This window comes from Nocardioides segetis (assembly GCF_051390595.1).
Classification (GTDB): Bacteria; Actinomycetota; Actinomycetes; order Propionibacteriales; family Nocardioidaceae; genus Nocardioides.
In genome coordinates, this window is record NZ_JBNINR010000003.1 from 368,912 (window position 1) to 391,762 (window position 22,851).

The following is a 22,851-nucleotide window of genomic DNA, read 5'->3' on the forward strand; positions in this document are numbered from 1 at the left end:
GTGGGCGACCTCCGCATCGAGACGACGCCGATCCCGGGCCTGCTCGTCGTCCGCCTGCCGGTCCACCACGACGAGCGCGGCTGGTTCAAGGAGAACTGGCAGCGCCAGAAGATGGTGGCGCTCGGCCTGCCCGACTTCGGGCCGGTGCAGAACAACATGAGCTTCAACGCCACCCGGGGCGCCACGCGGGGCATCCACACCGAGCCATGGGACAAGTTCGTGTCGGTCGCGGCCGGCAGGGTCTTCGCCGCCTGGGTCGACATGCGTGAGGGCGAGAGCTTCGGCACGACCTTCTGGGTGGAGATCGACGAGGACGTCGCGGTCTTCGTGCCGCGCGGCGTGGGCAACTCGTACCAGGCACTCGAGGACGGCACCGTCTACTCGTACCTGGTCAACGACCACTTCGTGCCCGGTAGGACCTACCCCGCGCTCCACCTGGGCGACCCGGACTCCGCGATCCCGTGGCCGATCCCGCTCGACTCCGCCGAGGTCGAGATCTCGGCCAAGGACCAGGCCAACCCGCTGTTGCCCGACGTCACGCCCCTGGCACCGAAGAGGACACTGATCACCGGCTGCAACGGCCAGCTCGGCCAGGCCCTCGCCCCGCTCTTCCCGGGCGCGACGCTGGTCGATCTCGACGAGCTCGACCTCACCGACGACGCCGCCCTCGCGGCGTGGCCGTGGGAGGAGTACGCGCTGATCCTCAACGCGGCGGCCTACACCGCCGTCGACAAGGCGGAGACACCCGAGGGGCGCCCGGTCGCCTGGGCGGCCAACGCGGCCGCGCCCGCCACCCTGGCGCGGATCGCGGCGGAGCGGGGCATCACCCTGGTCCACTACTCGACCGACTACGTCTTCGACGGCTCACCGGTCGAGGGCGGGCACCGCGAGGACGAGCCGTTCGCGCCGCTCGGCGTCTACGGCCAGACCAAGGCCGCCGGCGACCTCGCCGTGGCGGGAGCCCCCCGCCACTACATCCTGCGGACCTCCTGGGTGATCGGCGAGGGCCACAACTTCGTGCGCACCATGGCCCGCCTGGCGGCCGACGGGGTCGACCCGGCCGTGGTGTCGGACCAGGTGGGCCGGCTCACCTTCACGGCCGAGCTCGCCCGCGCGAGCGCGCACCTCGTGGCGAGCGGCGCGCCGTACGGCACCTACAACGTCACCAACAGCGGCACCCCGCGCTCCTGGGCCGACTACGCCCGCCGGGTCTTCGAGCTCACCGGCCACGACCCCGCCCGGGTCAGCACGGTGACCACCGAGGAGTACGCCGCCGGCAAGGACGTCTCCCCCCGCCCGCTGCACAGCACCCTCGCGCTCGACAAGCTGGCCGGCACCGGGTTCGTCAGCACCGACGCGGACGAGGCGCTGGCGGCGTACCTCGGGCGCTGACCCCGCTTGTAACTAAGGGTTACAGCGCGCAAATCGCTGCAACAACGCCCGGGTAGTAGCCACAGCGCCCGGGTAGTCGCGCCTGCCGCCGGGGCGTCGCGCCTGCCGCCGGGGCGTCGCGCCGGCGGCAGGGGCCTCGCGCCGGCCGGCCGACCGCCGGCGTGCCTCACGGGCATCCGGCGGGTCGGGCCCAACAGCGGCCCACGCCTCGCCGTCGCGACACACCTACCCGGGCGCTGTGGCTACTACCAGGGTGCTCTGGTCGCGAAAATCGTGCGGTAACCCTTAGAGATCGCGCGGATAGGTGCGTGTCGGTGACGCAGGACAGGCACGAGCCTCGGTAACAGAAGGGGTGTCTGACGCCACCTTCTCCCCGAGGTACTCGTGCCTGCGCTGCCATCTTCTGTCATCGACCCGCTGTGGGACCAGTTCGCCGCGCTGATCCCTGAACACCACGTGAGCCACCCGCTGGGCTGCCACCGGCCACGGATCGACGATCGGGTCGTGTTCGACAAGCTGATCCAGGTCCTGGTTCTCGGCGCGGGATACGCCAAGATCGCCGACTCCACGTGCTCGGCAACCACGCTGCGCGCACGCCGCGACGAGTGGATCGACGCCGGGATCTTCGCCCAACTCGAACAGATCGTGCTCGAGTCCTACGACCGGATCGTCGGACTCGACCTGCACGAGATCACCGTCGACGGATGCCTGGTCAAGGCTCCCTGCGGCGGACAGGCAGCGGGCAGATCCCCCGTGGATCGCGGGAAACTGGGCACCAAACGCTCCCTGCTCACCGACGGCAACGGCATCCCACTGGGCTGCGTGGTCGCCCCCGGCAACCGACACGACTCACCATTCCTACGCCCCACCCTGGAGCACCTGGGCCGGTTCGAAGTCCGCTTCGGTGTTGGACTGCCCGAGAACATCACGGTCCACCTCGACGCCGGCTACGACAGCGCAACCACCCGCGACCTGCTCGACGAGTTCGGCTGTCACAGCGTGATCTCTCAGAAGGGACACCCCCTCCAAGCCGGCCGCCGATGGGTCATCGAACGCACCAACGCCTGGCACAACCGCGGCTTCAAGAAGCTCGCCATCTGCACCGAACGCCGTACCCGCGTCATCGAGGCCTACATCGCCCTGGCCAACGCGGTCATCGTGCTCCGCCGACTCCTCGCCGCAGCCTGGTACACCCACCGCTGGGCACACCGCCCCGAACGCCGACCGTGACCTATCCGCGCGATCTCTTAGTTACAAGCGCGGGGTCAGCCCCGCGGGCTGTGGATGAGCGCCATCGCCTCGGCGCGGGTGGCGGCGTCCTTGAGCATCGTCCCGCGCACGGCGGAGGTGATGGTGCGGGCGCCGGCCTTGCGCACGCCGCGCATGGTCATGCACAGGTGCTCGGCCTCGATCACCACGATCACGCCCCGGGCGTCGAGCAGCTCCATCATCGAGTCCGCGACCTGCGTGGTCAGTCGCTCCTGGACCTGCGGTCGCTTGGCGTAGACGTCGACCAGCCGGGCCAGCTTGGACAGGCCGGTGATCTTGCCGGACTCGGCCGGGATGTAGCCGACGTGCGCGACCCCGGTGAACGGCACCAGGTGGTGCTCGCACATCGACCACAGCTCGATGTCGCGCACCAGCACCATCTCGTCGTGGCCGAGGTCGAAGGCGGTGGTGAGGACGTCCTCCGGCGCCGTCCGCAGGCCGGCGGTGAGCTCGGCGTACGCGCGGGCGACGCGGGCGGGGGTGTCGCGCAGGCCCTCGCGCTCGGGGTCCTCGCCGATGGCGGCGAGGAGCTCCCGGACGGCCGCCTCCGCCCGTTCGTGGTCGAACGGCGGCACGTCCTGCGGCCCGCGATCGGGCGCGCTGATCGGGTCGGTCACCGCGGTCCCCGTCGCCTCAGGTCCCCGTGGGCGGAGCCGGCGGCGTCGGGTCGCTCGGGGGTACGGCGGGCGGCCCGCCGTACACGTCGCCACCCGGTCCCGGCGGGGTCAGGATCTGACCGCCCTCGCCCTCCGGCTCGGGCGCCGAGCCGTTCTGCTCGGCCCGACGCCGGATCTCCTCGGGGATCTCCACCGGCGGGATCGTCGACGGCACGCGGGTCGGCGATCCGGTCCAGGCCGGGCGCTCCGGGCGCAGGCGCAGCGCGGTGAAGATCTCGGCCACCTGCTCCTTGTCGAGGGTCTCCTTGTCGAGCAGCGCGAGCACGAGCGCGTCGAGCACGTCGCGGTTCTCGACCAGGATGTCGAAGGCCTCCTGGTGGGCGGCGGCGAGGAAGTTCTTGGTCTCCTCGTCGACGATCGCGGCGACGTCCTCGGAGTAGTTGCGCGAGTGGCCGAGGTCGCGGCCCAGGAACGGCTCCGAGTTCGACTCGCCGAGCTTGATCGCGCCCAGGCGCTCGGTCATGCCGTACTGCGTGACCATCGCGCGGGCCAGGGACGTTGCCTTCTCGATGTCGTTGCCCGCGCCGGTCGTCGGGTCGTGGAAGATGAGCTCCTCCGCGGCCCGGCCGCCCAGCATGTAGGCCAGCTTGTCGAGCATCTCGCTGCGGGTCTGGGAGTACTTGTCCTCGTCGGGCAGGACCATGGTGTAGCCCAGGGCCCGGCCGCGCGGCAGGATCGTGATCTTGTGGACCGGGTCGGTGCCCGGCAGCGCCGCCGCGACGAGGGCGTGGCCGCCCTCGTGGTAGGCGGTGATCAGCTTCTCCTTCTCGGTCATCAGGCGGGTACGACGCTGGGGGCCCGCGATCACGCGGTCGATCGCCTCGTCGAGCATCGCGGCGGTGATGACCTTCTGGTTGCTGCGCGCGGTGAGCAGCGCGGCCTCGTTGAGCACGTTGGCGAGGTCGGCGCCGGAGAAGCCGGGGGTGCGGCGCGCGGTCGACATCAGGTCGACGTCGCCACCGAGCGGCTTGCCCCGGGAGTGGACCTCGAGGATCCGCTTGCGGCCGGCCAGGTCGGGCGCGTCGACCTGGATCTGGCGGTCGAAGCGGCCCGGGCGCAGCAGCGCCGGGTCGAGGACGTCGGGCCGGTTGGTCGCCGCGATCAGGATCACGCCGCCGCGCACGTCGAATCCGTCCATCTCGACGAGCAGCTGGTTGAGCGTCTGCTCGCGCTCGTCGTGACCGCCGCCCATGCCGGCGCCGCGGTGGCGGCCGACGGCGTCGATCTCGTCGATGAAGACGATCGCGGGGGCGTTCTCCTTGGCCTGCTCGAACAGGTCGCGGACCCGCGAGGCGCCGACGCCGACGAACATCTCGACGAAGTCCGAGCCGGAGATCGAGTAGAAGGGGACGCCCGCCTCGCCGGCGACGGCGCGCGCGAGCAGGGTCTTGCCGGTGCCGGGCGGGCCGTAGAGCAGCACACCCTTGGGGATCTTGGCGCCGACGGCCTGGAACTTCGCCGGCTCCTGGAGGAACTCCTTGATCTCGCCGAGCTCCTCGATCGCCTCGTCGCAGCCGGCGACGTCGGCGAAGGTGGTCTTCGGCATGTCCTTGCTGATCATCTTGGCCTTGGACTTGCCGAACTGCATGACGCCCCGGCCGCCGCCCTGGACGTTGTTCATCAAGAAGATGAACAGCAGGATGATCAGCGCGAAGGGCAGCAGCGTGGCCAGGATCGACCCGAGCAGGCTGGGCTTGGGGTTCTTCGAGTTGGCCTTGTCGATGGTGCCCTTGGCGACCTGTTCGTCGACTTGCGCGAGCAGGGTCTCCTGCTGGCCGTCGATGTAGTAGGACATCACCTTGTCGCCGGACTCGCGGGTGCCCTTGTCGAGGGTGGCCTCGATGGCCTGGTCACCGTCGATGAAGGTGATCTCCTCGACCTGCCCCTTCTCGATGTACGTCGACATCTGCGAGGTGGGGACCTCGTCGTACCCGCCGCCGGGGGCGAGGAACTCGAGAGCGAGGACGACGGCGAGGACCGCCACCACGATCCAGAGCCACGGCCCCCTGAAAACGCGCTTCACAGACTTAACTCGCTCCCCATATTCACGACAGGATCAGACGACGGTACACGCCGCCGACGGCTCCTATTCTGACTGGTCCCTGGTTGGGCGCGAGCGGGACGGCCCCCGCGGGACCCGTTCGGGCCGGCGGCGCGGCGGGCGGGCGGTGTTCCGGGGAGTCGTTCCGCATTCTCGCCGCCGGAGACGCGCAGGCTGCGTTTTTAGGAGTAGACCGAGGGCGCGAGGGTGCCGATGTCGCGCAGGTTGCGGTAGCGCTCGCGGTAGTCGAGGCCGTAGCCGACGACGAACTCGTTGGGGATGTCCCAGCCGACGTACTTCGCCTTCACCGGCATCTGCAGCGCCTCGGGCTTGCGCAGCAGGGTCGCGATCTCGACGCTCGCCGGGCCGCGGGAGCCGAGGTTGGAGGTCAGCCACGACAGGGTCAGGCCGGTGTCGATGATCTCGTCGACGATCAGGACATGGCGGCCGGTGATGTCGGCGTCGAGGTCCTTGAGGATCCGCACCACGCCGGACGACTTGGTGCCGGAGCCGTACGACGACACCGCCATCCAGTCCATCTCGACGTGGCTGCCCAGCGCCCGGGCGAGGTCGGCCATGATCATGACCGCGCCACGCAGGACGCCCACCAGGACGAGGTCCTTGCCCTGGTAGTCGCGCTCGATCTCGGCCGCAAGCTCCTTGACCCGATCCTGGATCTGGGCCTCGGTGAAGAGCACCTCGACCAGGTCGTCCGCGACGTCGCTTGCGTGCATGGGCGTCAGCCTGCCACAGGCGTGGTCCGGAACCGGAGGTGGGCGCGGTCGCGGTATGCCGTGACGTGGCCCGGCAGCTGCACCTCCCCGCGGATCCCCCCGGCGGCCAGCTCCGCGAGCGCCGTCACATGCACGTGGAACAGCTCGGCGTCGAGCGCGCCGGCGTCGAGCGCGGCCAGCCGGAGCACCCGGGTCGCGATCGCGCGGGGCTGCGCGTCCAGCTCGGCCAGCGGGACCTCCGCGGGCGACGTCACTCGATCCGCGGGGTCCGGCCCAGCGGACGCCTGACGTTGCGCGCGGATCCGGTCGTAGAGCGACGCGGCGAGGGCGTCCAACGCCTCGACGTCGGCGCGGACCTGGTCCGCCGTGCGGGCGAGCGTCGCCGCGACGCCCGGGCCGAGCTCCTCCTCCAGGACCGGCAGCACCCGCTGCCGCACCCGGACCCGGGCGAAGCCCGGATCGCTGTTGTGGGGGTCGTCCCAGAACGCGATGCCGTCGGCCAGGCAGGCGGCGACCGTGTCCGCGCGGGCGACGTCGAGCAGGGGCCGCCGGTAGTGGTCGAAGCCGCGGCGCATGCCCGCGAGGCTGCGGCCGCCGGACCCGCGCGCCAGGCCGAGCAGCACCGTCTCGGCCTGGTCGTCGCGGGTGTGGCCGAGCAGGACGACGGCCGCGCCGGCGTGGGTGCGCAGCTGCTCCAGCACGGCGTACCGGGCGCGACGGGCGGCCGCCTCGACTCCCAGCCCGGCCGGCTCGACCCGGACCCGGGCGGTCGCGGTCTCGTCGGCGCCCAGCTCCGCCATCTGGGCGACCACCCGGCCGGCGTGCTCGGCGGAGCCCTCCTGCAGGCCGTGGTCGACGGTCGCGCCGATCACCCGCAGACCGGCCTTGTGCCCCTCGAAGACCGTGGCGGCCAGCAGGGCGAGCGAGTCCGCTCCACCCGAGCACGCCACCAGCGCCGTGGCTCCGGGATCGAGGTCCGCCAGCGACCGGCGTACGCCCTGTCGGACGGAGGCGATCGCGGGATGGAGGCCCATCAGGCCAGGACGCGCTTGACCCAGCCGTCGGGGTCGCTCAGCTCGGCCTTGCTCGGCAGGTTCTCCGGGCCGGCCCACACGGCGTTGAACTCGTCCATGCCGACCTTGTCGACGACCGCGCGGACGAAGTGGGCGCCGTCGCGGTACTGCGCCATCTTCGCCTCGAGCCCGAGCAGGCGTCGCAGCAGCCGGTCGAGGGCGCCGACGCCCTGGCGACGCTTCGTGAACCTCCGGCGGATCTGGGCGACGCTGGGGATCACGGACGGACCCACGTCGTCCATCACGACGTCGGCGTGACCCTCCAACAGCGACATCATCCCGGTGACCCGGTCGATGACGGCCAGCTGCTCCGGGCTGCTGAACATCTCGACGATGCTGCCCCCGTTGCGACCGGCCTTGATCGCCTCGACGACCCGCTCCAGGCCGTCGTCGAGGAGGCTGGACGGCTCCACGGTGTCGCTGATGGCACGGATCTCGGAGAACAGGTGCTCGCGCATCCACGGCACCGCGGTGAACTGGACCCGGTGCGTCTCCTCGTGCAGGCACACCCACAGCCGGAAGTCGTGGGGGTCGACATCGAGCTCGCGCTCGACGTGGACGATATTGGGGGCGACCAGCAGCAGCCGGCCGTACGGCTCGTGGAACGGGTCGAACTGACCGAGCACCTTGCCCGCCAGGAACCCCAGCAGTCCCCCGACCTCGGCGCCGGTGACCTTCGCGCCGACCTTGAGGCCGATCCCGCTGGGCGGCTTGCTCGCCGCGAGCTTCTCGATCATCGGTCGGGTCGCCACCGCGAAGCCCTCCGCGTTGGCCTGGACCCAGCCCGGCCGGTCGACGACGAGGATCGGCGCGGTGCCCTCCGGCGCGTCGAGGCCCGTGAACTCCCGGACCAGGCCCGTCGAGCGGTGCGCTCCCGCCCGGAGCTCGGCGACGGCCTCGTCGGCCTCGGCACGACTCACCACGGGCCCGTCGCCCGCGAGCCGGGACCCGAGCGACACGGCGAGGCCCCAGTCGATCATCGGAGGCAGGTGCGCGGCGGGTGCGGTCATGTCGGAAGCCTAGGCCGTCGGCCCCAGCCAGGGCCCAGGCTCCGGCTCCTCGCGCGGGTCAGCAGAGGCAGGCCCCGAGACCGGCGGCGGCGTTGTCCATCGCGACGCGCGCGGGGAGGCCCTTGACCTTCTTGACCCGGTCGGCCATGAGCGCGAAGGCCATCAGGTGGCCGTGGGCGTCGACGGCGATGCCCGCGAGCGTCGTCACGCCGGTGAGGGTGCCGGTCTTGGCGCGGACCCGGCCGCGGCCGGCGGCGGGACCGAGGTCCATGCGGTCGGTGAGGGAGCCGGTGTAGCCGGCCACGGGGAGCGCGGTCAGCAGCGGTCGCAGCTGGGGGTGGTCGGCCGAGGCGGCGAGTCGCAGCACGTCGACGAGTACGCCGGGCGCGAGCCGGTTGTCGCGGGAGAGGCCGCTGCCGTCGTACAGCACCGAACCCCGCAGGTCGATGCCGTTGGCGACCAGAGCCCGCTCGACGGCGCGCTGGCCGCCGGCGAAGGAGCCGTCGCCCTGGTCGGCGATCCCGGCGTGGCGCAGCAGCACCTCGGCGGCGGCGTTGTCGCTGACCTCGATCAGCCGCTGCACGATCTGCGCGACCGTCGGGCTGGTGACCCGGCCGACCTCGGTGCCGCCGGCAGGCGCGGCACCGCGGGTCGGGCCGCCGGTCACGGTGACGCCGCGGCGGGCGAGGGCCTGCGCGAAGGCCGTCGCCGCCTCCAGCGCGGGGTCCGCGACGGCGCCCCGGCCGGGCAGCGCACGCCCCTCGTCGACCCACAGCGCGCTCACCGGGTTCACCTCGTCGGGGATGTACTCCGGCTTCCAGCTCGGATGCACGGACGGACCGGAGAACAGCCCGTCGTCGAACCCGAGCTCGACGGTCGTGACGCCGGACCGCCGCAGGGCGCGGGCCGTGCGCTTCGCGAGGGTGCGGACGTCGGCGCGCGCGGGGTCGTACGTCGCCCCGCCGGCCGGCCGGCCCGGCGAGCGGGCCAGCAGCGGGTCGCCGCCGCCGACGAGCACCAGCCGCGGCGTCGTACCGGACGTGTCGAGGACGGTGGTCGTCGCGAAGGTGCGCTCCGGGCCGAGGAGGAACAGGGCCGCGGCCGCGGTGACGACCTTCGTGGTCGACGCGGGGATCGCCACGCCGGCGCCCTCGGCGGCCTCGTAGGTCAGGCCGGTCCCCTCCAGCGGGCCGACGGCGGCGATCACGTGGCGACCGAGGTCGGGCGAGTCGAGCGGCGCCAGCGCCTGCCGCACGGCGGCCGGGTCGAGCGCGGCCGCCCCGTCGGCGGCGGGTGCGAGCGCGGCGGGGACGACGACCGGCGGGATGTCGACGGTCGATGGCGGGGCGACGGCGGCCGGGTCCGGCGTACCCGCGTCGGCGCGCAGCTCATCCCACCACCGCTCGGCCCAGCCGGTCTGCCAGGCGACGCCCGCGCCGGCCAGCAGCGCGAGCACCAGCACGCCGACGAGCATCCGCCGGACCCGCCCGGCGCCCCGCTCCCGGTCCCTCTTGCCCACGGTTCTCCTCCCCGACTGCGCGTTCCGGGACATTGTGCGGGACAATGACGCGTACATCGGCGCCGGGCTCGCTCGAGGGCTCCCGCGAGGACGTCCGCGCCAGACCCTTTCCGGGCCGAGATCGTGTGGAGGAAGCCAGTGCTGGAGTTCGACGTCCTCGTGGAGATCCCCAAGGGGAGCCGCAACAAGTACGAGGTCGACCACGAGAGCGGGCGGATGCGTCTGGACCGCTTCCTCTTCACCTCGACGATGTACCCCGCCGACTACGGCTACATCGAGGACACGCTCGGCCAGGACGGCGACCCGCTCGACGCGCTCGTGCTGCTCCAGGAGCCGACCTTCCCCGGCTGCCTGATCAAGTGCCGCGCGATCGGCATGTTCCGGATGACCGACGAGGCCGGCGGCGACGACAAGGTCCTCTGCGTGCCCGCGGGCGACCCCCGCATGGAGCACCTGCGCGACATCAACCACGTGCCGAACTTCGACCGTCTCGAGATCCAGCACTTCTTCGAGGTCTACAAGGACCTCGAGCCGGGCAAGTCCGTCGAGGGCGCCGACTGGGTCGGTCGCACCGAGGCCGAGGCCGAGATCGCCGCGTCCTTCGAGCGGTTCAAGACCTCGGGTCACTGACCTCGACGCTCATGTAACTAAGTGTTACAGCACGAAAACCGGCGCAACAGCACCCGGGTAGTAGCAATAACACGTAGTTACAAGCGAATCAGCAGCGCGCCGAACACGCCGGAACGGCGCTCCGCTGCCGCACTCACCCCCGCGTCAGCCGCGCTTGACCCCGCGGAAGTAGGCGATCGCGCCACTGCGCTCGATCACCAGGTCGGCGACGCCCTCGCCGGCGAACCAGCTCTCGAGGTCGGCGCTCGTGCAGCCGGGGCCGAGCAGCCCGGCGACCCGGCCGGCCTGACGCAGCGGCTCGAAGCGCAGGCCGGTGTCGTTGAGGAGGGCGCTCCCGGTGAGGACGCCGCCCGGGCGCAGCACCCGGGACATCTCCACGACCGCGCGGTGCGGGTCGGGGAAGCAGTGCAGGCCGGTGAAGGTCACGACGAGGTCGAACGAGGCGTCCTCGAACGGCAGGTCACCGACGTCGGCGATCCGCGGCACGACCTGATCGGCGACGCCGCGCCGCTCGGCCACCCGCAGGGTGCGATCCAGCATGGTCCGCGCGATGTCGCCGGCGACGTACTCGACGCCCTGGCCGCGGCGCAGGCCGCGCAGCGCCACACCGCCCCCGCAGGGGATGTCGAGGATCCGGGCGCCGGCGGGCTGCCGGCCGATCTCGTCGGCGGCGCGGTAGAGCAGGCGCAGGTCGCTGTTGACGCCGAGCCGCCACAGCGCGCCTCCCGCGGTCGGGTGCTCGACGGTCCAGTCGTAGAACGAGGCCCACAGCGGGTCGTCGGACCACCCACCGAGTCCGGGCACGTGGGCCAGGGCGGCACGGATCATGCGCCTTCTCCGATGAGTGCGGGGGCGCGCAGCAGGGCCTCCGGTACGGCGAACGCGTCGACGAGCTCGCGCGCGATCGGGCGCACCCGGCGACACAGGTCGGCGACCTCGCTGGTGATGGCCTTGGAGCGCTGGGTGTTGAGTCGGCCGTGCTCGATGAACCAGCCGCGGTCGGCCTCGATGCCGGACAGCGCGTGCAGGTCGCACAGGAGGTTGAGGACCAGCTTGAGGTCGCCGCTGTCGTCGGGCAGCTCCGCGACCTTCGCCACGAACGCCTCCAGCACCAACCGCTCCACGTGCGCGCGGGCCGCGGCGATGACGTGGTCCTGCACCCGGGAGAAGACCTCGCCCGGGCTCATGCCGGAGTCGACACCGTGCTTGAGCCGGCGCGCGACGCCGCCGATCAGGTGCTCCTCGCGGAAGCGGTACATCGCCAGGTGGTAGTTGGGGTCGCGCAGGCCGCTGTCGGTGTGCCAGTCGTCCCGTCCGCCCGGCAGCGCGTCCCGGATCTGCTCGAAGAGCCGGTGCACCCGGGTCCGCTCCAGCACCGTGTCGACCGCGAGACCGGCGACGAAGCGCACCATCCCGAGCTGGTCGAGGTCGGAGAAGTCGCTCGCGTAGTCGGTCAGCAGTCCCTTCCCGACCAGCTGGAGCAACACGTGGTTGTCGCCCTCGAAGGTCGTGAACACGTCCGTGTCGGCCTTGAGCGCGGCGAACCGGTTGACCGCGAGGTAGCCGGCGCCGCCGCACGCCTCACGACACTCCTGGATCGTGTCGGTCGCGTGCCAGGTCGTCAGCGCCTTGGTGCCGGCCGCCCGGGACTCCAGCAGCCGCCGGGTCTCCTCGTCGGTGCGGACGCCCGAGAACACGTCGTGCAGCTCCCCGGCCAGCACCTCCTGGGCGAAGTGGAGCGCGTAGGTCCGCGCCAACCGCGGGAACAGCCGCCGCTGGTGCAGTCCGTAGTCGAGCAGCAGCTGCTCCGCGCCGCCGTCGTCGGTGCCGGTCTCGAACTGCCGGCGCCGCAGGCCGTAGCGCACCGCGATGGTCAGGGCGGTCTTCGCCGTGCTCACGCCCGCCGCACCGACCGAGACGCGTCCTTGGACCAGGGTGCCGAGCATCGTGAAGAACCGACGGCCCGGGCTCTCGATGTCACTGACGTAGGTGCCGTCCTCGGTGACGTCCGCGAACCGGTTGAGGAGCGCCTCGCGCGGCACCCGGACGCCGTCGAACCAGATCCGGCCGTTGTCGACGCCGTTGAGGCCCATCTTGGGACCGTCGTCCTCGATCCGGACGCCGGGCAGGGTCGCGCCGTTCTCGTCGCGCAGGGGTACGACGAGCGCGTGCACGCCGTGCCGTTCGCCGGCCACCTCCAGCTGGGCGAACACGACGGCCACCCGCGCGTGGGCGGCGGCGTTGCCGATGTAGTCCTTGCCCGCCTCGGGCGTCGGCGTCGTGAGGACGAAGGTGCCCGTCTCCGGGTCGTAGGTGGCGACGGTGCCGAGCGCCTGGACGTTGCTGCCGTGGCCGGTCTCGGTCATCGCGAAGCAGCCGAGCAGGCGACCACTCACCACGTCGGCCAGGTAGGCGTCGTGGTGGCGCTCGGTGCCGAGCTGCAGGATCGCGCCGCCGAACAGGCCGAACTGCACCCCCACCTTGACGAGCACCGACAGGTCGCCGTACGCGAGGGTTTCGAAGGCGGCGATCGAGGCGCCGATGTCGCCCCCGCCGCCGTACTCCTTCGGGAAGCCCATCGCCGCCGCCCCGGTGCCGGCCATCTCCAGCACCACCTCCAGGACCCGCTCGCGGAACTCCGCCCGCGGCATCGTCTCGGCGTCCTCGAGGACGGCCGCGTACGCCGGCAGCAGCTCGCGCACGGTGCGGCGGACGTCGGCGTACCTCCCGTCGAGCAGCGCCGTCAGCGCGGCGACGTCGACGCTCAGCTCGGGGGGCGCGGTCGCGGTGGACTCCTCGGCCATGAGGCGAACCTAGTGGATCGGCGGAAGGCCGGTCAGGGCCGCGCGTAGAAGTCCGGGGTGCGCCAGTAGTCGATCGACTCCTCGCTCACCGGGCGACCGGTGCGCGGGGCGTGGATGATCCGGCCGTCCCCGGCGTAGAGCGCGACGTGGAAGATCTCGCCCGGGCCGCCGTCGGACCAGAACACCAGGTCGCCGGGCCGGAGCTCGTCGCGACCGATCGGCGTGGACTGCTCGTACTGCGCGACGGAGTAGTGCGGCAGCGTCTTCCCGCCCGTCGCCCACGCCTGTGCGACGAGGCCGGAGCAGTCCCACGCGCCCGGGCCCGCGGCACCCCAGCGGTAGGGCTCGCCGAGCTGGGCGCGGGCGAAGGCGATGGCCGCCGAGGCGCCGCCTCCGGGGGCGGGCGCGGGAGTCGCCGGGGCATCGTCCTCGGGCCCGGTGACGCTCTTCGCGTGCTCGGCGTCGTGGGCGGCGTGGGCTTCCTGGGCGGCCTGGGCCGCGGCCGCTGCCTGCGCGGCCGCCTCGGCGTCGACTGCAGCCTGGTGGGCGCGCGCCACGGCGACGCTGACCCCCTGGAGCCGGGCCAGCCGCCGCACCAGTCGGGTACGACGCGCCTCGATCCGCTGTGTGATCGCGGCCGCGTCGCCCGCGGCGGCCCGGGCGGCGTCGCGGGCCGCCCGCGCGGCGGCGAGGGCCTCGTCGGCCTCCGCGGACGCGGTGGTGGCGGTCTCGGCCGCGGTCGCCGCGGCATCGGCCGCCGCGACGTACGCGGCCCGGCGCTGGTCGAAGAGCGCCGCGATGTGGTCGCTGGCCGCCGACTCCTCGAGCAGGGTGTCGATGCCCTGGGCGTCGACGATCGCCTCCACCATCGACAGCTCCAGCCCCATGCCCTGCGCGGTGATGACCGCGTCGCGGAAGGCCGCCTTGTGCTCGGCCAGGGTCTGGCTCGCCGCGGCGGCGTCCGCCACGGCCTGGCGCGCGGTGGCGCGCGCGGTGCGGGCGGTCCAGCGGGCCCCGTTCCACGCCTCGGTCGCCTTCGCGGCGCGGACGGTCGCGGCGTCGAGTCGCGCCGCGGCCTCGGTGAGCCGCTGCCGGATCGCGGCCACATCCCCCTCCGCGGCGCCGGCCCGCTCCTGGGCCGCCTGCACGTCGGCGGCGGTCGGGGCGCTCGGCACGGCCGGGGCGGCCGGGTCGGCGGGCGGATCCGCCTGAGCCCCGGGGATACAGACCACCGCCGTCACGACGAGGGCGAGCAGTCCGGAACCGAGGCTGGGAGAACGCACTTGCGTCACCGTAGTGCGCTTTCGTCACATGCGAAACAGAAATCTCAAAAATCTCACTGGCCACCGGCGTGTCGTCTTGACGAACTACATCGTTGTCATTCGCGCCAGGTTGCCTGCCGCCTGGGGAAAACTGCCCGACCGGGACGACAAAACTCACGCTGGGACGAGGAAGTTTCCTCGTCCCAGCGTGAGTTTCACCGGCCGGCCGGTGAAACTCATTTCGCGCCCGACCTCAATCGACGTCGACAGGAACCTTCGACGTGGTCGTCGTGGGATGCGAGTGCAGATGCCGGTCGAACTTCTGCCCGCTGGCGATGCCGCCGACGTAGAAGGCGACGATCGCGATGGCGATGCCGGCGAGGTCGTCGGCGACGTAGTGCCAGCCGAAGTACAGCGTGGCGATCACGGTGAGACCGAAGTTGACCCAGAAGATCCACTTCAGCACCTTCGAGTGGAGCGTGTACTGCACCATCAGCGCGATGAGCAGCGTGATCGCGGTGTGCAGGCTGGCGAAGCCGGCGATCGAGTTCACCGACTGCGTGGCGCCGCCGTAGAGCACGTTGCCGCGTGCGTTGACGATGCTGTCCATCAGGTCCGTCGTGCCGGTGTGCGCGAGCGAGGTGTACTCCGGCCAGAACGCGATGCCCGGGCCGAGGGTCGGCAGCAGGTAGTAGGACAGCGTGCCGAGCGACCAGGCCAGGCACTGGGAGGTCACGAACCAGTAGCCGAAGGAGAGGTTGCGCGACCACACCAGCCAGGCGGTCAGGCCGAGCGGCACCAGCGGCAGGAACATCAGGTAGATCGGAGAGAGCACGTGGGCCGTGAGGCTGGTGCCGAAGACCGCGTGCAGCACGTCGCTGGGGTCGTGGCCGAAGAACATGACCCGGTCCATGATGTGCAGCTCGCGGTCGTAGGACAGCGCCTTGACCACCCCGGGCTCGGCGTCGGGGTCCGAGCGCACGAAGGGCAGGAACGACTTGAGGTTCCGGTAGCTGACGTAGGTCAGGTAGAAGCTGATGACGCCGATCGCGACCAGCGTCGCGCGCTCCTTGGTCCAGTGCGTCTTCAGCCGCTCCCGCACGACCGGGACCACCCGGCTGGGCCGGCCGTGCGCCTTCCACAGCGCCAGCGGCAGCAGGTCGAGCAGCAGGGCGCCGAAGAGGAGCAGCGGGAGCCGGATGTAGGACGGTCCGAGGAAGCTCCCCTCAGGATCGAGGAGCCGGCGATCGAGCTTCCACGCGGTGAAGACAGCGAGGCCCAGCATGAGCGCGGCCGTGCCGATGAGGAGGGTGTAGGCGCGGCGATACACCCGACGGATCCTACGGTGCGCCACCAGCGGGGTTCGTGGCACCGCCCGTCAGGACGGCGATCGCGTGCCGTTCGACACGTACGACGACGCGCCGGCCGGGCTGCGTGACCCACCCCGGCGCACCGACGGCGTCCAGCTCGCCCACGCCCTCGACGGCGACCACGAGCCGGCCGGCGTCGGGGGCCGGGCGGAAGCTGCGGACGACGGCCGGGATCCCGCTCCCGCCCTCGCTCGGGTCCGGACCGGCCCACACCGCGGTGGGCCGCAGCGCCACCGCGCCCGCGGTGGACGGCAGTCCGGCACGGCGCAGCAGGGTGGCCGCGGCCTCGCCCTCGAGCACCCGGCCGTAGCCGAGGAAGAGGGCGGTGTCGGCGTCGGCCGGGTGCGCCCAGACGTCACCGGTCGCGCCCTCCTGGACGATGCGGCCGTCCCGCATCACGGCCAGCCGGTCGGCCACCGCGAAGGCCTCGTCCTGGTCGTGGGTGACCAGCAGCGCCGTCGTACCGGACGCGACGAGGATCCGGCGCAGGTCCGCGGCCAGGCGGCCGCGCAGGCCGGTGTCGAGGGCGCTGAGCGGCTCGTCGAGCAGCAGCAGCCGGGGGCGCGCCGCGAGCGAGCGGGCCAGCGCGACCCGCTGCCGCTCGCCGCCGGACAGCGTGCGCGGCAGGCGGTCGGCGTACCCGCCGAGGCCGACGAGGTCGAGCAGGTCGGCGACCTCGGTGCGGACGACGGACCGCGAGACGCCCTGCAGGCGGCGTGCGTACCCGACGTTGCGGGCCACGGTGAGATGGTCGAAGAGCTGGCCGTCCTGGAACATCAGCGCGAACCCGCGCCGGTGGGTGGGTGTGCCGGCGAGGTCGGCGCCGTCCCACGCGATCCGGCCCGCGGCGAGCGGCTCGAGACCGGCGACGGCGCGCAGCAGCGTCGACTTCCCGCAGCCCGACGGGCCGAGGACGGCGAGCACGGCGCCGTCCGCGACGCTCAGGTCGACGCGGTCGACGGCCGTGGCCCCGCCGAACGTGACGGTGACTCCCCGCAGGTCGAGCATCACCAGGCTCCTACTCCCGGCACACGCAGCCGTTCGACGACGAGGATGACACCGGCGGTGACGGCGGCGAGCACCACCGAGGCCGCCATCGCGGTGCCGTAGTTGAGGGCGCCGGGATGGCCGAGCAGACGGTAGATCACGACCGGCAGGGTCGGCTCCGCCGGACGCACGATGAACGAGGTGGCACCGAACTCCCCCAGCGAGACCGCGAAGGCGAAGCCCGCGGCGGCCAGCAGCGGCCGCCAGACGACGGCGAGGTCGACCGTCAGCAGGGTGCGCACCGGGCCGGCCCCGAGCGACGCGGCCGCCTGCCGCTGGCGGTCGTCGATGCCCGCGAGCACCGGCACCAGCACCCGGACCACCAACGGCAGCGCCACGAGCGCCTGGGCGATCGGCACCAGGACCGGGCTGGCCCGCAGGTCGAGCGGGGGCTGGTCGAGCGCGATGAGGAAGCCGAAGCCGAGCGTGACCGCCGAGACCCCCAGCGGCAGCATGAAGAGGCCGTCGAGCACCGCCCGGGCCCGCCGCCCCGCGCGGGTGCGGACGGTGCGCGTCACCACGAAGGCCACGATGAGGCCCAGTGACAGCGACATCCAGGTGGCGTCGAGCGCGATCCGGAGCGAGGCTGCCAGGGCGTCGGTGACCGAGACCTGGAGCAGGCCGTCGGCCGATCCGGCGAGCGCGCGGTAGTGCGCGAGCGTCCAGTGGCCGTCGCGGCGTACCGAGCCGACGACCAGCGCCAGCACCGGCAGCGCCACCAGTCCGAGCGTCATCAGGGTCACCGCCAGGGCCGGGGCGTCTCGCCACCGTGGCCGCGTCGGCGAGGCCGCGACCCGCCGCACGGTCGGGTCCGGTACGGCGCGCAGCCGGCCCACCACGACGAGCAGGACGACGACCGCCAGCATCTGCACGAGCGACAGCGCCGCCGCGGCGGGCAGGTCGAGGAGGTCGGCGGTGAGCAGGTAGATCTCCGTCTCCACCGACGAGTAGCGCACGCCGCCGAGGACGAGCACCACGCCGAACGCCGTCGCGCAGAACAGGAAGACCACGCTCGCCGCGGACACGATCGCGGGCCGCAGCGCCGGGAGGGTGACGGTGCGGAACACCTGGGTCGGTGTCGCCCCGAGCGCCGCGGCTGCCTCGGCCGGGCGCCGGTCCAGGCCCTCCCAGGCCGCGCCCACGGTCCGGATCACGACCGCCACGTTGAAGAAGACCAGCCCGATCAGGATCGCGGCCGGGGTGCCGTCGAGGCCGAGGAAGCCCAGCAGGCCGGCGTCCGCGATCAGCTCGCGCACCGCCAGGCCCACCACGACGGTGGGCAGCACGAAGGGCACCAGCAGCGCGGTGCGCACGAGCGCACGCCCGGGGAAGCGCAGCCGGTGCAGGACGTAGGCGGCCGGCAGACCGAGCAGCACGGCGATCGTCGTCGCGACGGTGCTCGTCCACACCGTGAACCACAGCACCCGCCCCGTCCGCGGTCGGCGCAGCACGTCGAGCACCGCGCCCGGGTCGAACGATCCGTCCGGCCACACGCCCCGCTGGAGCATCGCGCCGACGGGCAGCACGAAGAAGACGCCGACGACGGCGACCGGGACCGCGGCGAGCAGCCCCAGCCCCAGCCGCCCAGGGCGCACCTGGGAGATCATGCCCTGCTGCGCGCCGCCCGGCACGCACGCTGGCGGCGTTGCCGACGCTCGACAGACGCCCGGTATGCCCGCGCATCGAGGTCTGAACGAAGTGGCCTTTGCCATCGCACGCGCCGGACGACGCTCGCGACGGACAGCATCTCCCAGGCACGCCCCGCCATCATCGCGAGACGATCTCCGTCCACTCCTGCAGCCACGCCTGGCGCTGCGCCGCGATCTCGGCGGGCGCGACCTCCTCGGTCCGCTCGGGGCGCTTCGCGAAGGTCGACCAGTCAGCGGGGAGCTCGACGTCCGCGTCGACGGGGAAGACGTACATCGACTCCGGCAGCGCGGCCTGCACCTCGGGCGAGAGCAGCCAGTCGATCACCGCGTGGGCGCCGGCGGTCTCGGTCCCGTCACCGGCGAGCACGCCGGCGTACTCCACCTGCCGGAAGCAGCCGTCGAGCAGCGCGCTCGTCGTGGAGCCCTCCCCGGCCTCGTCGAGGGTGAAGGCGGGCGAGGAGTCGTAGGACACGACGATCGGCCGGTCGCCGCCGGAGAACGTGAAGTCGGTGTAGTAGGCATCCGACCAGCCCTTGACGACCTTGGCGCCGTTGTCGACGAGCTTCGTCCAGTACGACGCCCAGTCGTCGCCGTACCGGCCGATGGTCGCGAGCAGGAAGGCCAGGCCGGGCGAGCTGGTGCTGGCGCCCGGGATCACGAACAGGTCCTTGTAGGCGGGCTTGGTGAGGTCGTCGAGCGTCGCCGGGGCGGGGACGCCCTTCGCCTCGAACCAGGCGTCGTCGACGTTGACGCACACGCTGCCGGTGTCGATCGGGGTGAGTGCGTCGTCCTCGTCGCCCGGGAGCTCGTAGGCATCGGCGCCCGCGGGCAGCGTCGGGGCGTACGACGCGAACACGCCCTCGTCGACCGCGCGGGTCGCGAAGGTGTTGTCGACGCCGAACACCACGTCGCCCACGGGGTTGCTCTTCGTGAGCACCAGCTCGTTGGTCAGCGCGCCGGCGTCCTCGAGCTTGCTGATCTTGAGGTCGTAGCCGGTGTCCTCCTCGAACGCCGCCACGAGCTCGTCGGGGATCGCGAACGACTCGTGGGTCACCAAGGTGACCGTGGTGGCCTCGGATCCGTCGCCGTCGCTCTCGCTGCCGATCAGCGAGCAGCCGCTCGCCAGGAGGGCGGAGGACGTGAGGGCCGCCAGGGCGAGGCGGCCGGTGCGCATGCGCGTACGCATCATCGGATGACTCCCTTCGCCGGTGCTAACCGGATCAGGTTCGGAGGGTCTGCGGCCCGCGCCGCACTCTCAGCACCCATGGGTGCTCCCCTGTCTGACGCCGCCAGTCTAGGCCGTCCCGGCGCGGCCCCGCGCACGGGGCACGGGCCGTCAGAGAGCGGTGTAGACGACGCCGTCCGGGTGATCCGTGGCTGAGGCCTGACCACGGGCCACCAGGAGGTCGAGGTGGGCCTTGGTCTCCATCGCGGCCATGCCCTGACTGAAGACGTCGAGCTCGCCCAAGGCCCGCTCGTGCCGGGTCCAGCCGAGGTCCCGGGCAACGACGAGCGAGGTGACGGCGCCACGCTCGGTGAGCGAGGCCAGGCACAGCGCGAGGCGATGCTCGTGGTGGGCGAGCAGCTCGTCGACACGGGCGTATGACGACGGCGCCACCGGGCCGTGCGCGGGCAGGATGCGCAGGTCGGGCAGCTCGCGGACCCGCGCAAGCGAGGCCATGAACTGGCCCAGCGGCTGGTCGGCGGGCGGCGCGGTGAAGCCGATCGACGGGGTGATCGTGGGCAGCACGTGGTCTCCGGCGAACAGGACCCCCTCGCGCTGGTCGGCGTACACGTAGTGGCCGGGGGTGTGGCCCGGGGTGTGCACGGCGTCGATCTGCCGGCGGCCGATGTCGAAGGTGCGGTCGCCGTCGAGCCAGACATCCGGGTAGGCCCAGTCGGCGGCGTCGGGGAGCGCGCCGTCGTGCCCCTGGCGCCACAGCTCGGCGACCTCCTCGGCGCCCGCGGAGCGCAGCATGTCGAGGAACGGGCTCTCGCCGAGGTCGGCCTCGGAGGCGCGGTGGAGCAGCTCGAGCGCGGGCTGCTCCTCGGCGCCGAGCACCACCTCGGCGCCGTACTCGTGGCCGAGGACGGTCGCGAGCGTGAAGTGGTCGCGGTGCACGTGGGTGACCAGGAACCGCTTGATGTCACCGAAGCCGGAGTCGATCGAGCGCAGGCTCTTGTCGAGCAGCTCGCGCGCGACCGGGATCGACCAGCCGCCGTCGATCAGCGTGAGACCGTCGTCGCCCTGCACGACGTACACGTTGATGGCCTTGAGCGCGTCCATCGGGAGGGGCAGCGGGATCCGCCAGATGCCCTCGGCGACCTGCCAGGCGCCTTCGTCCGACCAGTACCGACCGGAGTCGGGCGAGACGGCGTGGCCGGTGGCGATCCCTCCAGTGGTCATGATGGCACTCTAGGTGGCATTCACATCCGGTCGGAGATCGGGTAGCTGCAGGTCGAGGTTCGGCTCCTGGATCCCGCCGTCGACCTCGAGCATCTTGCCGGTCACGTACTTCCCGGCCGGCGAGGCCAGATAGACCACGGCGGCGGCGATGTCCTCGGCCTCGCCGATCCGGCCGAGCGGCGTCGCCTCCTCCAGCTGGGTCCTCATCTCCGGTACGCCGGCGACGAACTCCAGCGCGCTCGTCATCACCGAGCCGACGAAGACGCCGTTCACCCGGATCTCCGGGTTCAGGTCGGTGGCGGCGAGGCGGGACCAGTGTGCGAGTGCGGCCTTCGCGGTGCCGTAGGCCAGATAGCCGCGCCCGGCCAGGCGCCCCATCGCCGAGGAGATCGAGGTGATCGACTTCTGCCGGCCCTGTCCCGCCGAGGCCAGCATCAGCGGCACGGCGGCGCGGCTGAGCGCGTGCGCCGTGGCGACGTTGAAGTGGAACGCCTCCTCCAGGTAGGCGACGTCGGTGTCGAGGAAGGCGTTCGGGATGGTGCCGCCGACGTTGTTGACGACGACGTCGAGGCGACCGAACGTGTCGAAGGCCTGCTGCGCGAGGCCCGCGACCTCCTCGGTGTGCGCGAGGTTCGCGGGCACCACGAGGACACGGCGCCCGGCGTCCTCGATCCGCTGCGCCACCTCCTTCAGCTGCGCCTCCGTGCGCGAGGAGATGACCACGTCCGCACCGGCCTCGGCGAGGGCGATCGCGGTGGCGGCCCCGATCCCACGGCCGGCGCCGGTGACGACGGCGACGTGGTCGGTCAGCCGGAACCGGTCGAGGATGCTCATCGCGTCGTACCGGTGACGAGACCGCGGCCGGTGACGAGCGGCAGGTCGAGCGCGGTGACCAAGCCCGGCCTCGCCGCGACGACCGCCGGGATCGCGTTGATCAGCCGCTGGGCGGTGACGATCATGCCGGAGACGTTGTGGTCGCCGTGCTCGCCGTGATGGGTGAACTCGAGCCGCATGCACGGCTCGCCCGTGATCTCCACCCGGTAGCAGCCGTCGCCCTCGGCGGGCGTGGGCCAGTCGGGCTCGGCCGAGGCATCGGTGCGGGTGACGTGCTCCAGGGTGATCCGCGGCACGCCGTCGACGGTGCCGATGACCCGGAACAGCACCGAACCCATCGTGCCCTCCTCGATGTCGAGGGACACCGTGCTGACGGCACGCGGCGCGGGGCGGCGGGTGACCTCCTCGACCAGCGGCTCGTCGAGGGTGACGCCGAGCCCGGCGGCGATGACGCGGACGACCGGCCCCCAGGCCGTGGTCAGGATGCCGGGCTCCCAGAGCAGCGGCGTGGCGTCGAGCGGCTGCCCGAAGCCGAACAGGTCGCGCATCACGACGGGCTGGTAGTAGGTCGAGTAGTCGGCGATCTCGCTGACCTTGACGTGGTCGATGCGCTGGCTGAGGCTCGTGAGCACCAGCGGGAGCACGTCGTTGGCGAACCCCGGGTCGATCCCGTTGACATGCAGGCTGGCGTTGCCCTGGCGCCCGGCGTCGTCGATCTGGTCGATCATCTCCGCCGGCAGCGTGCCGTCGCGGTGCAGCAGGATCACCGGACCCGACGAGACCACGTTGACGCCGTCGCGGATCAGCTCGGTGAGGTCGGCGATCGACTCGAACACCCGGTCGTCGGTCATCGCGCCGTGCACGATGCAGTCCGGGCGGAGCGCGACCAGCTCGTCGCGGTCCGTGGTCGCCTTGATCCCCAGCTCGCGATCGAGACCGGCCAGCAGGCCGGCGTCCTGGCCGTGCTTCTCCGCCGTCGACGTCCACACGCCGACCAGCTCGAGGTCGGGGTGGGCGTCGACGCCGACGATCGCGTGGCGGCCGATCGTCCCCGTGGACCAGACGACGACGCGCAGCGGCTTCTCGGGGATGACCTGTGACATGCGGGTCAATGTAGAACGAGTTCTAGTTTT

19 protein-coding genes and 1 riboswitch are annotated in these 22,851 nt (G+C 72.3%); of the genes, 3 read left to right on the forward strand and 16 right to left on the reverse strand.

Annotated features, from left to right (window positions below; all coding sequences use genetic code 11):
- Both ACPZVR_RS08000 and ACPZVR_RS08005 read left to right on the forward strand, forming a co-directional pair.
- Nucleotides 1-1,392, forward strand: coding sequence for a sugar nucleotide-binding protein (locus ACPZVR_RS08000; RefSeq protein WP_436699045.1), 1,392 nt, complete (start codon nucleotides 1-3; stop codon nucleotides 1,390-1,392).
- 384 nt (nucleotides 1,393-1,776) lie between these two features.
- Complete coding sequence (locus ACPZVR_RS08005; protein ID WP_436699046.1) at nucleotides 1,777-2,622, forward strand: IS5 family transposase; 846 nt, start codon at nucleotides 1,777-1,779, stop codon at nucleotides 2,620-2,622.
- A 35-nt stretch (nucleotides 2,623-2,657) separates the two neighbouring features.
- Here ACPZVR_RS08005 and folE read toward each other — a convergent pair whose 3' ends face one another.
- The 6 genes from folE to dacB all read right to left on the reverse strand — a co-directional run bounded on the left by folE (nucleotide 2,658) and on the right by dacB (nucleotide 9,715).
- Entirely contained in the window at nucleotides 2,658-3,236 is a 579-nt protein-coding gene (gene folE / locus ACPZVR_RS08010; protein ID WP_436699130.1) for a GTP cyclohydrolase I FolE, read from the reverse strand.
- A gap of 58 nt (nucleotides 3,237-3,294) precedes the next feature.
- Nucleotides 3,295-5,361, reverse strand: coding sequence for an ATP-dependent zinc metalloprotease FtsH (gene ftsH / locus ACPZVR_RS08015; protein ID WP_436699047.1), 2,067 nt, complete (start codon nucleotides 5,359-5,361; stop codon nucleotides 3,295-3,297).
- A 200-nt stretch (nucleotides 5,362-5,561) separates the two neighbouring features.
- Complete coding sequence (gene hpt / locus ACPZVR_RS08020) at nucleotides 5,562-6,113, reverse strand: hypoxanthine phosphoribosyltransferase (RefSeq protein ID WP_436699048.1); 552 nt, start codon at nucleotides 6,111-6,113, stop codon at nucleotides 5,562-5,564.
- A gap of 5 nt (nucleotides 6,114-6,118) precedes the next feature.
- Entirely contained in the window at nucleotides 6,119-7,147 is a 1,029-nt protein-coding gene (gene tilS / locus ACPZVR_RS08025) for a tRNA lysidine(34) synthetase TilS (protein WP_436699049.1), read from the reverse strand.
- On the reverse strand, nucleotides 7,147-8,196 hold the full coding sequence (locus ACPZVR_RS08030; protein ID WP_436699050.1) for a zinc-dependent metalloprotease: 1,050 nt from the start codon (nucleotides 8,194-8,196) through the stop codon (nucleotides 7,147-7,149). The genes tilS and ACPZVR_RS08030 overlap by 1 nt, the downstream gene beginning before the upstream one ends.
- Nucleotides 8,197-8,254: 58 nt before the next feature.
- The gene (gene dacB / locus ACPZVR_RS08035) at nucleotides 8,255-9,715 is read right to left on the reverse strand and encodes a D-alanyl-D-alanine carboxypeptidase/D-alanyl-D-alanine endopeptidase (RefSeq protein ID WP_436699051.1); all 1,461 of its coding nucleotides are present in this window, start codon (nucleotides 9,713-9,715) and stop codon (nucleotides 8,255-8,257) included.
- 141 nt (nucleotides 9,716-9,856) lie between these two features.
- Here dacB and ACPZVR_RS08040 point away from each other — a divergent pair, with 141 nt between their 5' ends.
- A complete protein-coding gene (locus ACPZVR_RS08040) occupies nucleotides 9,857-10,345 on the forward strand; it encodes an inorganic diphosphatase (protein ID WP_436699131.1) in 489 nt (162 codons plus the stop codon).
- Nucleotides 10,346-10,489: 144 nt separating this feature from the next.
- Here the strand turns inward: ACPZVR_RS08040 and ACPZVR_RS08045 are convergent, their stop codons facing one another.
- The 10 genes from ACPZVR_RS08045 to ACPZVR_RS08090 form a co-directional block, all read right to left on the reverse strand.
- Nucleotides 10,490-11,173 (reverse strand): class I SAM-dependent methyltransferase, encoded by a 684-nt coding sequence (locus ACPZVR_RS08045; RefSeq protein WP_436699052.1) that lies wholly within the window; start codon nucleotides 11,171-11,173, stop codon nucleotides 10,490-10,492.
- Nucleotides 11,170-13,149: an acyl-CoA dehydrogenase family protein gene (locus tag ACPZVR_RS08050; RefSeq protein ID WP_436699053.1), complete on the reverse strand. Its 1,980-nt coding sequence runs from the start codon at nucleotides 13,147-13,149 to the stop codon at nucleotides 11,170-11,172. The genes ACPZVR_RS08045 and ACPZVR_RS08050 overlap by 4 nt, the downstream gene beginning before the upstream one ends.
- Before the next feature lie 32 nt (nucleotides 13,150-13,181).
- Nucleotides 13,182-14,432 carry a C40 family peptidase gene (locus tag ACPZVR_RS08055; RefSeq protein ID WP_436699054.1) on the reverse strand — a complete coding sequence of 417 codons (1,251 nt, stop codon included), beginning with the start codon at nucleotides 14,430-14,432 and terminating at the stop codon, nucleotides 13,182-13,184.
- Between the two features lie 232 nt (nucleotides 14,433-14,664).
- Nucleotides 14,665-15,741 carry a phosphatase PAP2 family protein gene (locus tag ACPZVR_RS08060; RefSeq protein ID WP_436699055.1) on the reverse strand — a complete coding sequence of 359 codons (1,077 nt, stop codon included), beginning with the start codon at nucleotides 15,739-15,741 and terminating at the stop codon, nucleotides 14,665-14,667.
- A 10-nt stretch (nucleotides 15,742-15,751) separates the two neighbouring features.
- Entirely contained in the window at nucleotides 15,752-16,789 is a 1,038-nt protein-coding gene (locus ACPZVR_RS08065; protein WP_436699056.1) for an ABC transporter ATP-binding protein, read from the reverse strand.
- On the reverse strand, nucleotides 16,789-18,435 hold the full coding sequence (locus ACPZVR_RS08070) for an ABC transporter permease (protein ID WP_436699057.1): 1,647 nt from the start codon (nucleotides 18,433-18,435) through the stop codon (nucleotides 16,789-16,791). Before ACPZVR_RS08070 ends, ACPZVR_RS08065 begins: the two co-directional genes overlap by 1 nt.
- A gap of 160 nt (nucleotides 18,436-18,595) precedes the next feature.
- Nucleotides 18,596-19,666 (reverse strand): thiamine ABC transporter substrate-binding protein, encoded by a 1,071-nt coding sequence (locus ACPZVR_RS08075; protein WP_436699058.1) that lies wholly within the window; start codon nucleotides 19,664-19,666, stop codon nucleotides 18,596-18,598.
- A riboswitch (TPP riboswitch) is annotated at nucleotides 19,658-19,765 on the reverse strand. (Overlaps the previous gene by 9 nt.)
- A 48-nt stretch (nucleotides 19,766-19,813) precedes the next feature.
- Nucleotides 19,814-20,884 (reverse strand): MBL fold metallo-hydrolase, encoded by a 1,071-nt coding sequence (locus tag ACPZVR_RS08080; protein ID WP_436699059.1) that lies wholly within the window; start codon nucleotides 20,882-20,884, stop codon nucleotides 19,814-19,816.
- Nucleotides 20,885-20,893: 9 nt separating this feature from the next.
- Nucleotides 20,894-21,718, reverse strand: coding sequence for an SDR family oxidoreductase (locus ACPZVR_RS08085; RefSeq protein WP_436699060.1), 825 nt, complete (start codon nucleotides 21,716-21,718; stop codon nucleotides 20,894-20,896).
- Nucleotides 21,715-22,821 carry an NAD(P)H-dependent amine dehydrogenase family protein gene (locus tag ACPZVR_RS08090; protein ID WP_436699061.1) on the reverse strand — a complete coding sequence of 369 codons (1,107 nt, stop codon included), beginning with the start codon at nucleotides 22,819-22,821 and terminating at the stop codon, nucleotides 21,715-21,717. The genes ACPZVR_RS08085 and ACPZVR_RS08090 overlap by 4 nt, the downstream gene beginning before the upstream one ends.
- Nucleotides 22,822-22,851: the final 30 nt, after the last annotated feature.

Bases quoted from the DNA above. Each gene is read 5' to 3' on its own strand.
- hpt (WP_436699048.1), bottom strand. From the start codon at position 6,113: ATGCACGCAAGCGACGTCGCGGACGACCTGGTCGAGGTGCTCTTCACC.
- tilS (WP_436699049.1), bottom strand. From the start codon at position 7,147: ATGGGCCTCCATCCCGCGATCGCCTCCGTCCGACAGGGCGTACGCCGG.
- ACPZVR_RS08030 (WP_436699050.1), bottom strand. From the start codon at position 8,196: ATGACCGCACCCGCCGCGCACCTGCCTCCGATGATCGACTGGGGCCTC.
- ACPZVR_RS08045 (WP_436699052.1), bottom strand. From the start codon at position 11,173: ATGATCCGTGCCGCCCTGGCCCACGTGCCCGGACTCGGTGGGTGGTCC.
- ACPZVR_RS08050 (WP_436699053.1), bottom strand. From the start codon at position 13,149: ATGGCCGAGGAGTCCACCGCGACCGCGCCCCCCGAGCTGAGCGTCGAC.
- ACPZVR_RS08065 (WP_436699056.1), bottom strand. From the start codon at position 16,789: ATGCTCGACCTGCGGGGAGTCACCGTCACGTTCGGCGGGGCCACGGCC.
- ACPZVR_RS08070 (WP_436699057.1), bottom strand. From the start codon at position 18,435: ATGATCTCCCAGGTGCGCCCTGGGCGGCTGGGGCTGGGGCTGCTCGCC.
- ACPZVR_RS08075 (WP_436699058.1), bottom strand. From the start codon at position 19,666: ATGATGCGTACGCGCATGCGCACCGGCCGCCTCGCCCTGGCGGCCCTC.
- ACPZVR_RS08080 (WP_436699059.1), bottom strand. From the start codon at position 20,884: ATGACCACTGGAGGGATCGCCACCGGCCACGCCGTCTCGCCCGACTCC.
- ACPZVR_RS08085 (WP_436699060.1), bottom strand. From the start codon at position 21,718: ATGAGCATCCTCGACCGGTTCCGGCTGACCGACCACGTCGCCGTCGTC.
- ACPZVR_RS08090 (WP_436699061.1), bottom strand. From the start codon at position 22,821: ATGTCACAGGTCATCCCCGAGAAGCCGCTGCGCGTCGTCGTCTGGTCC.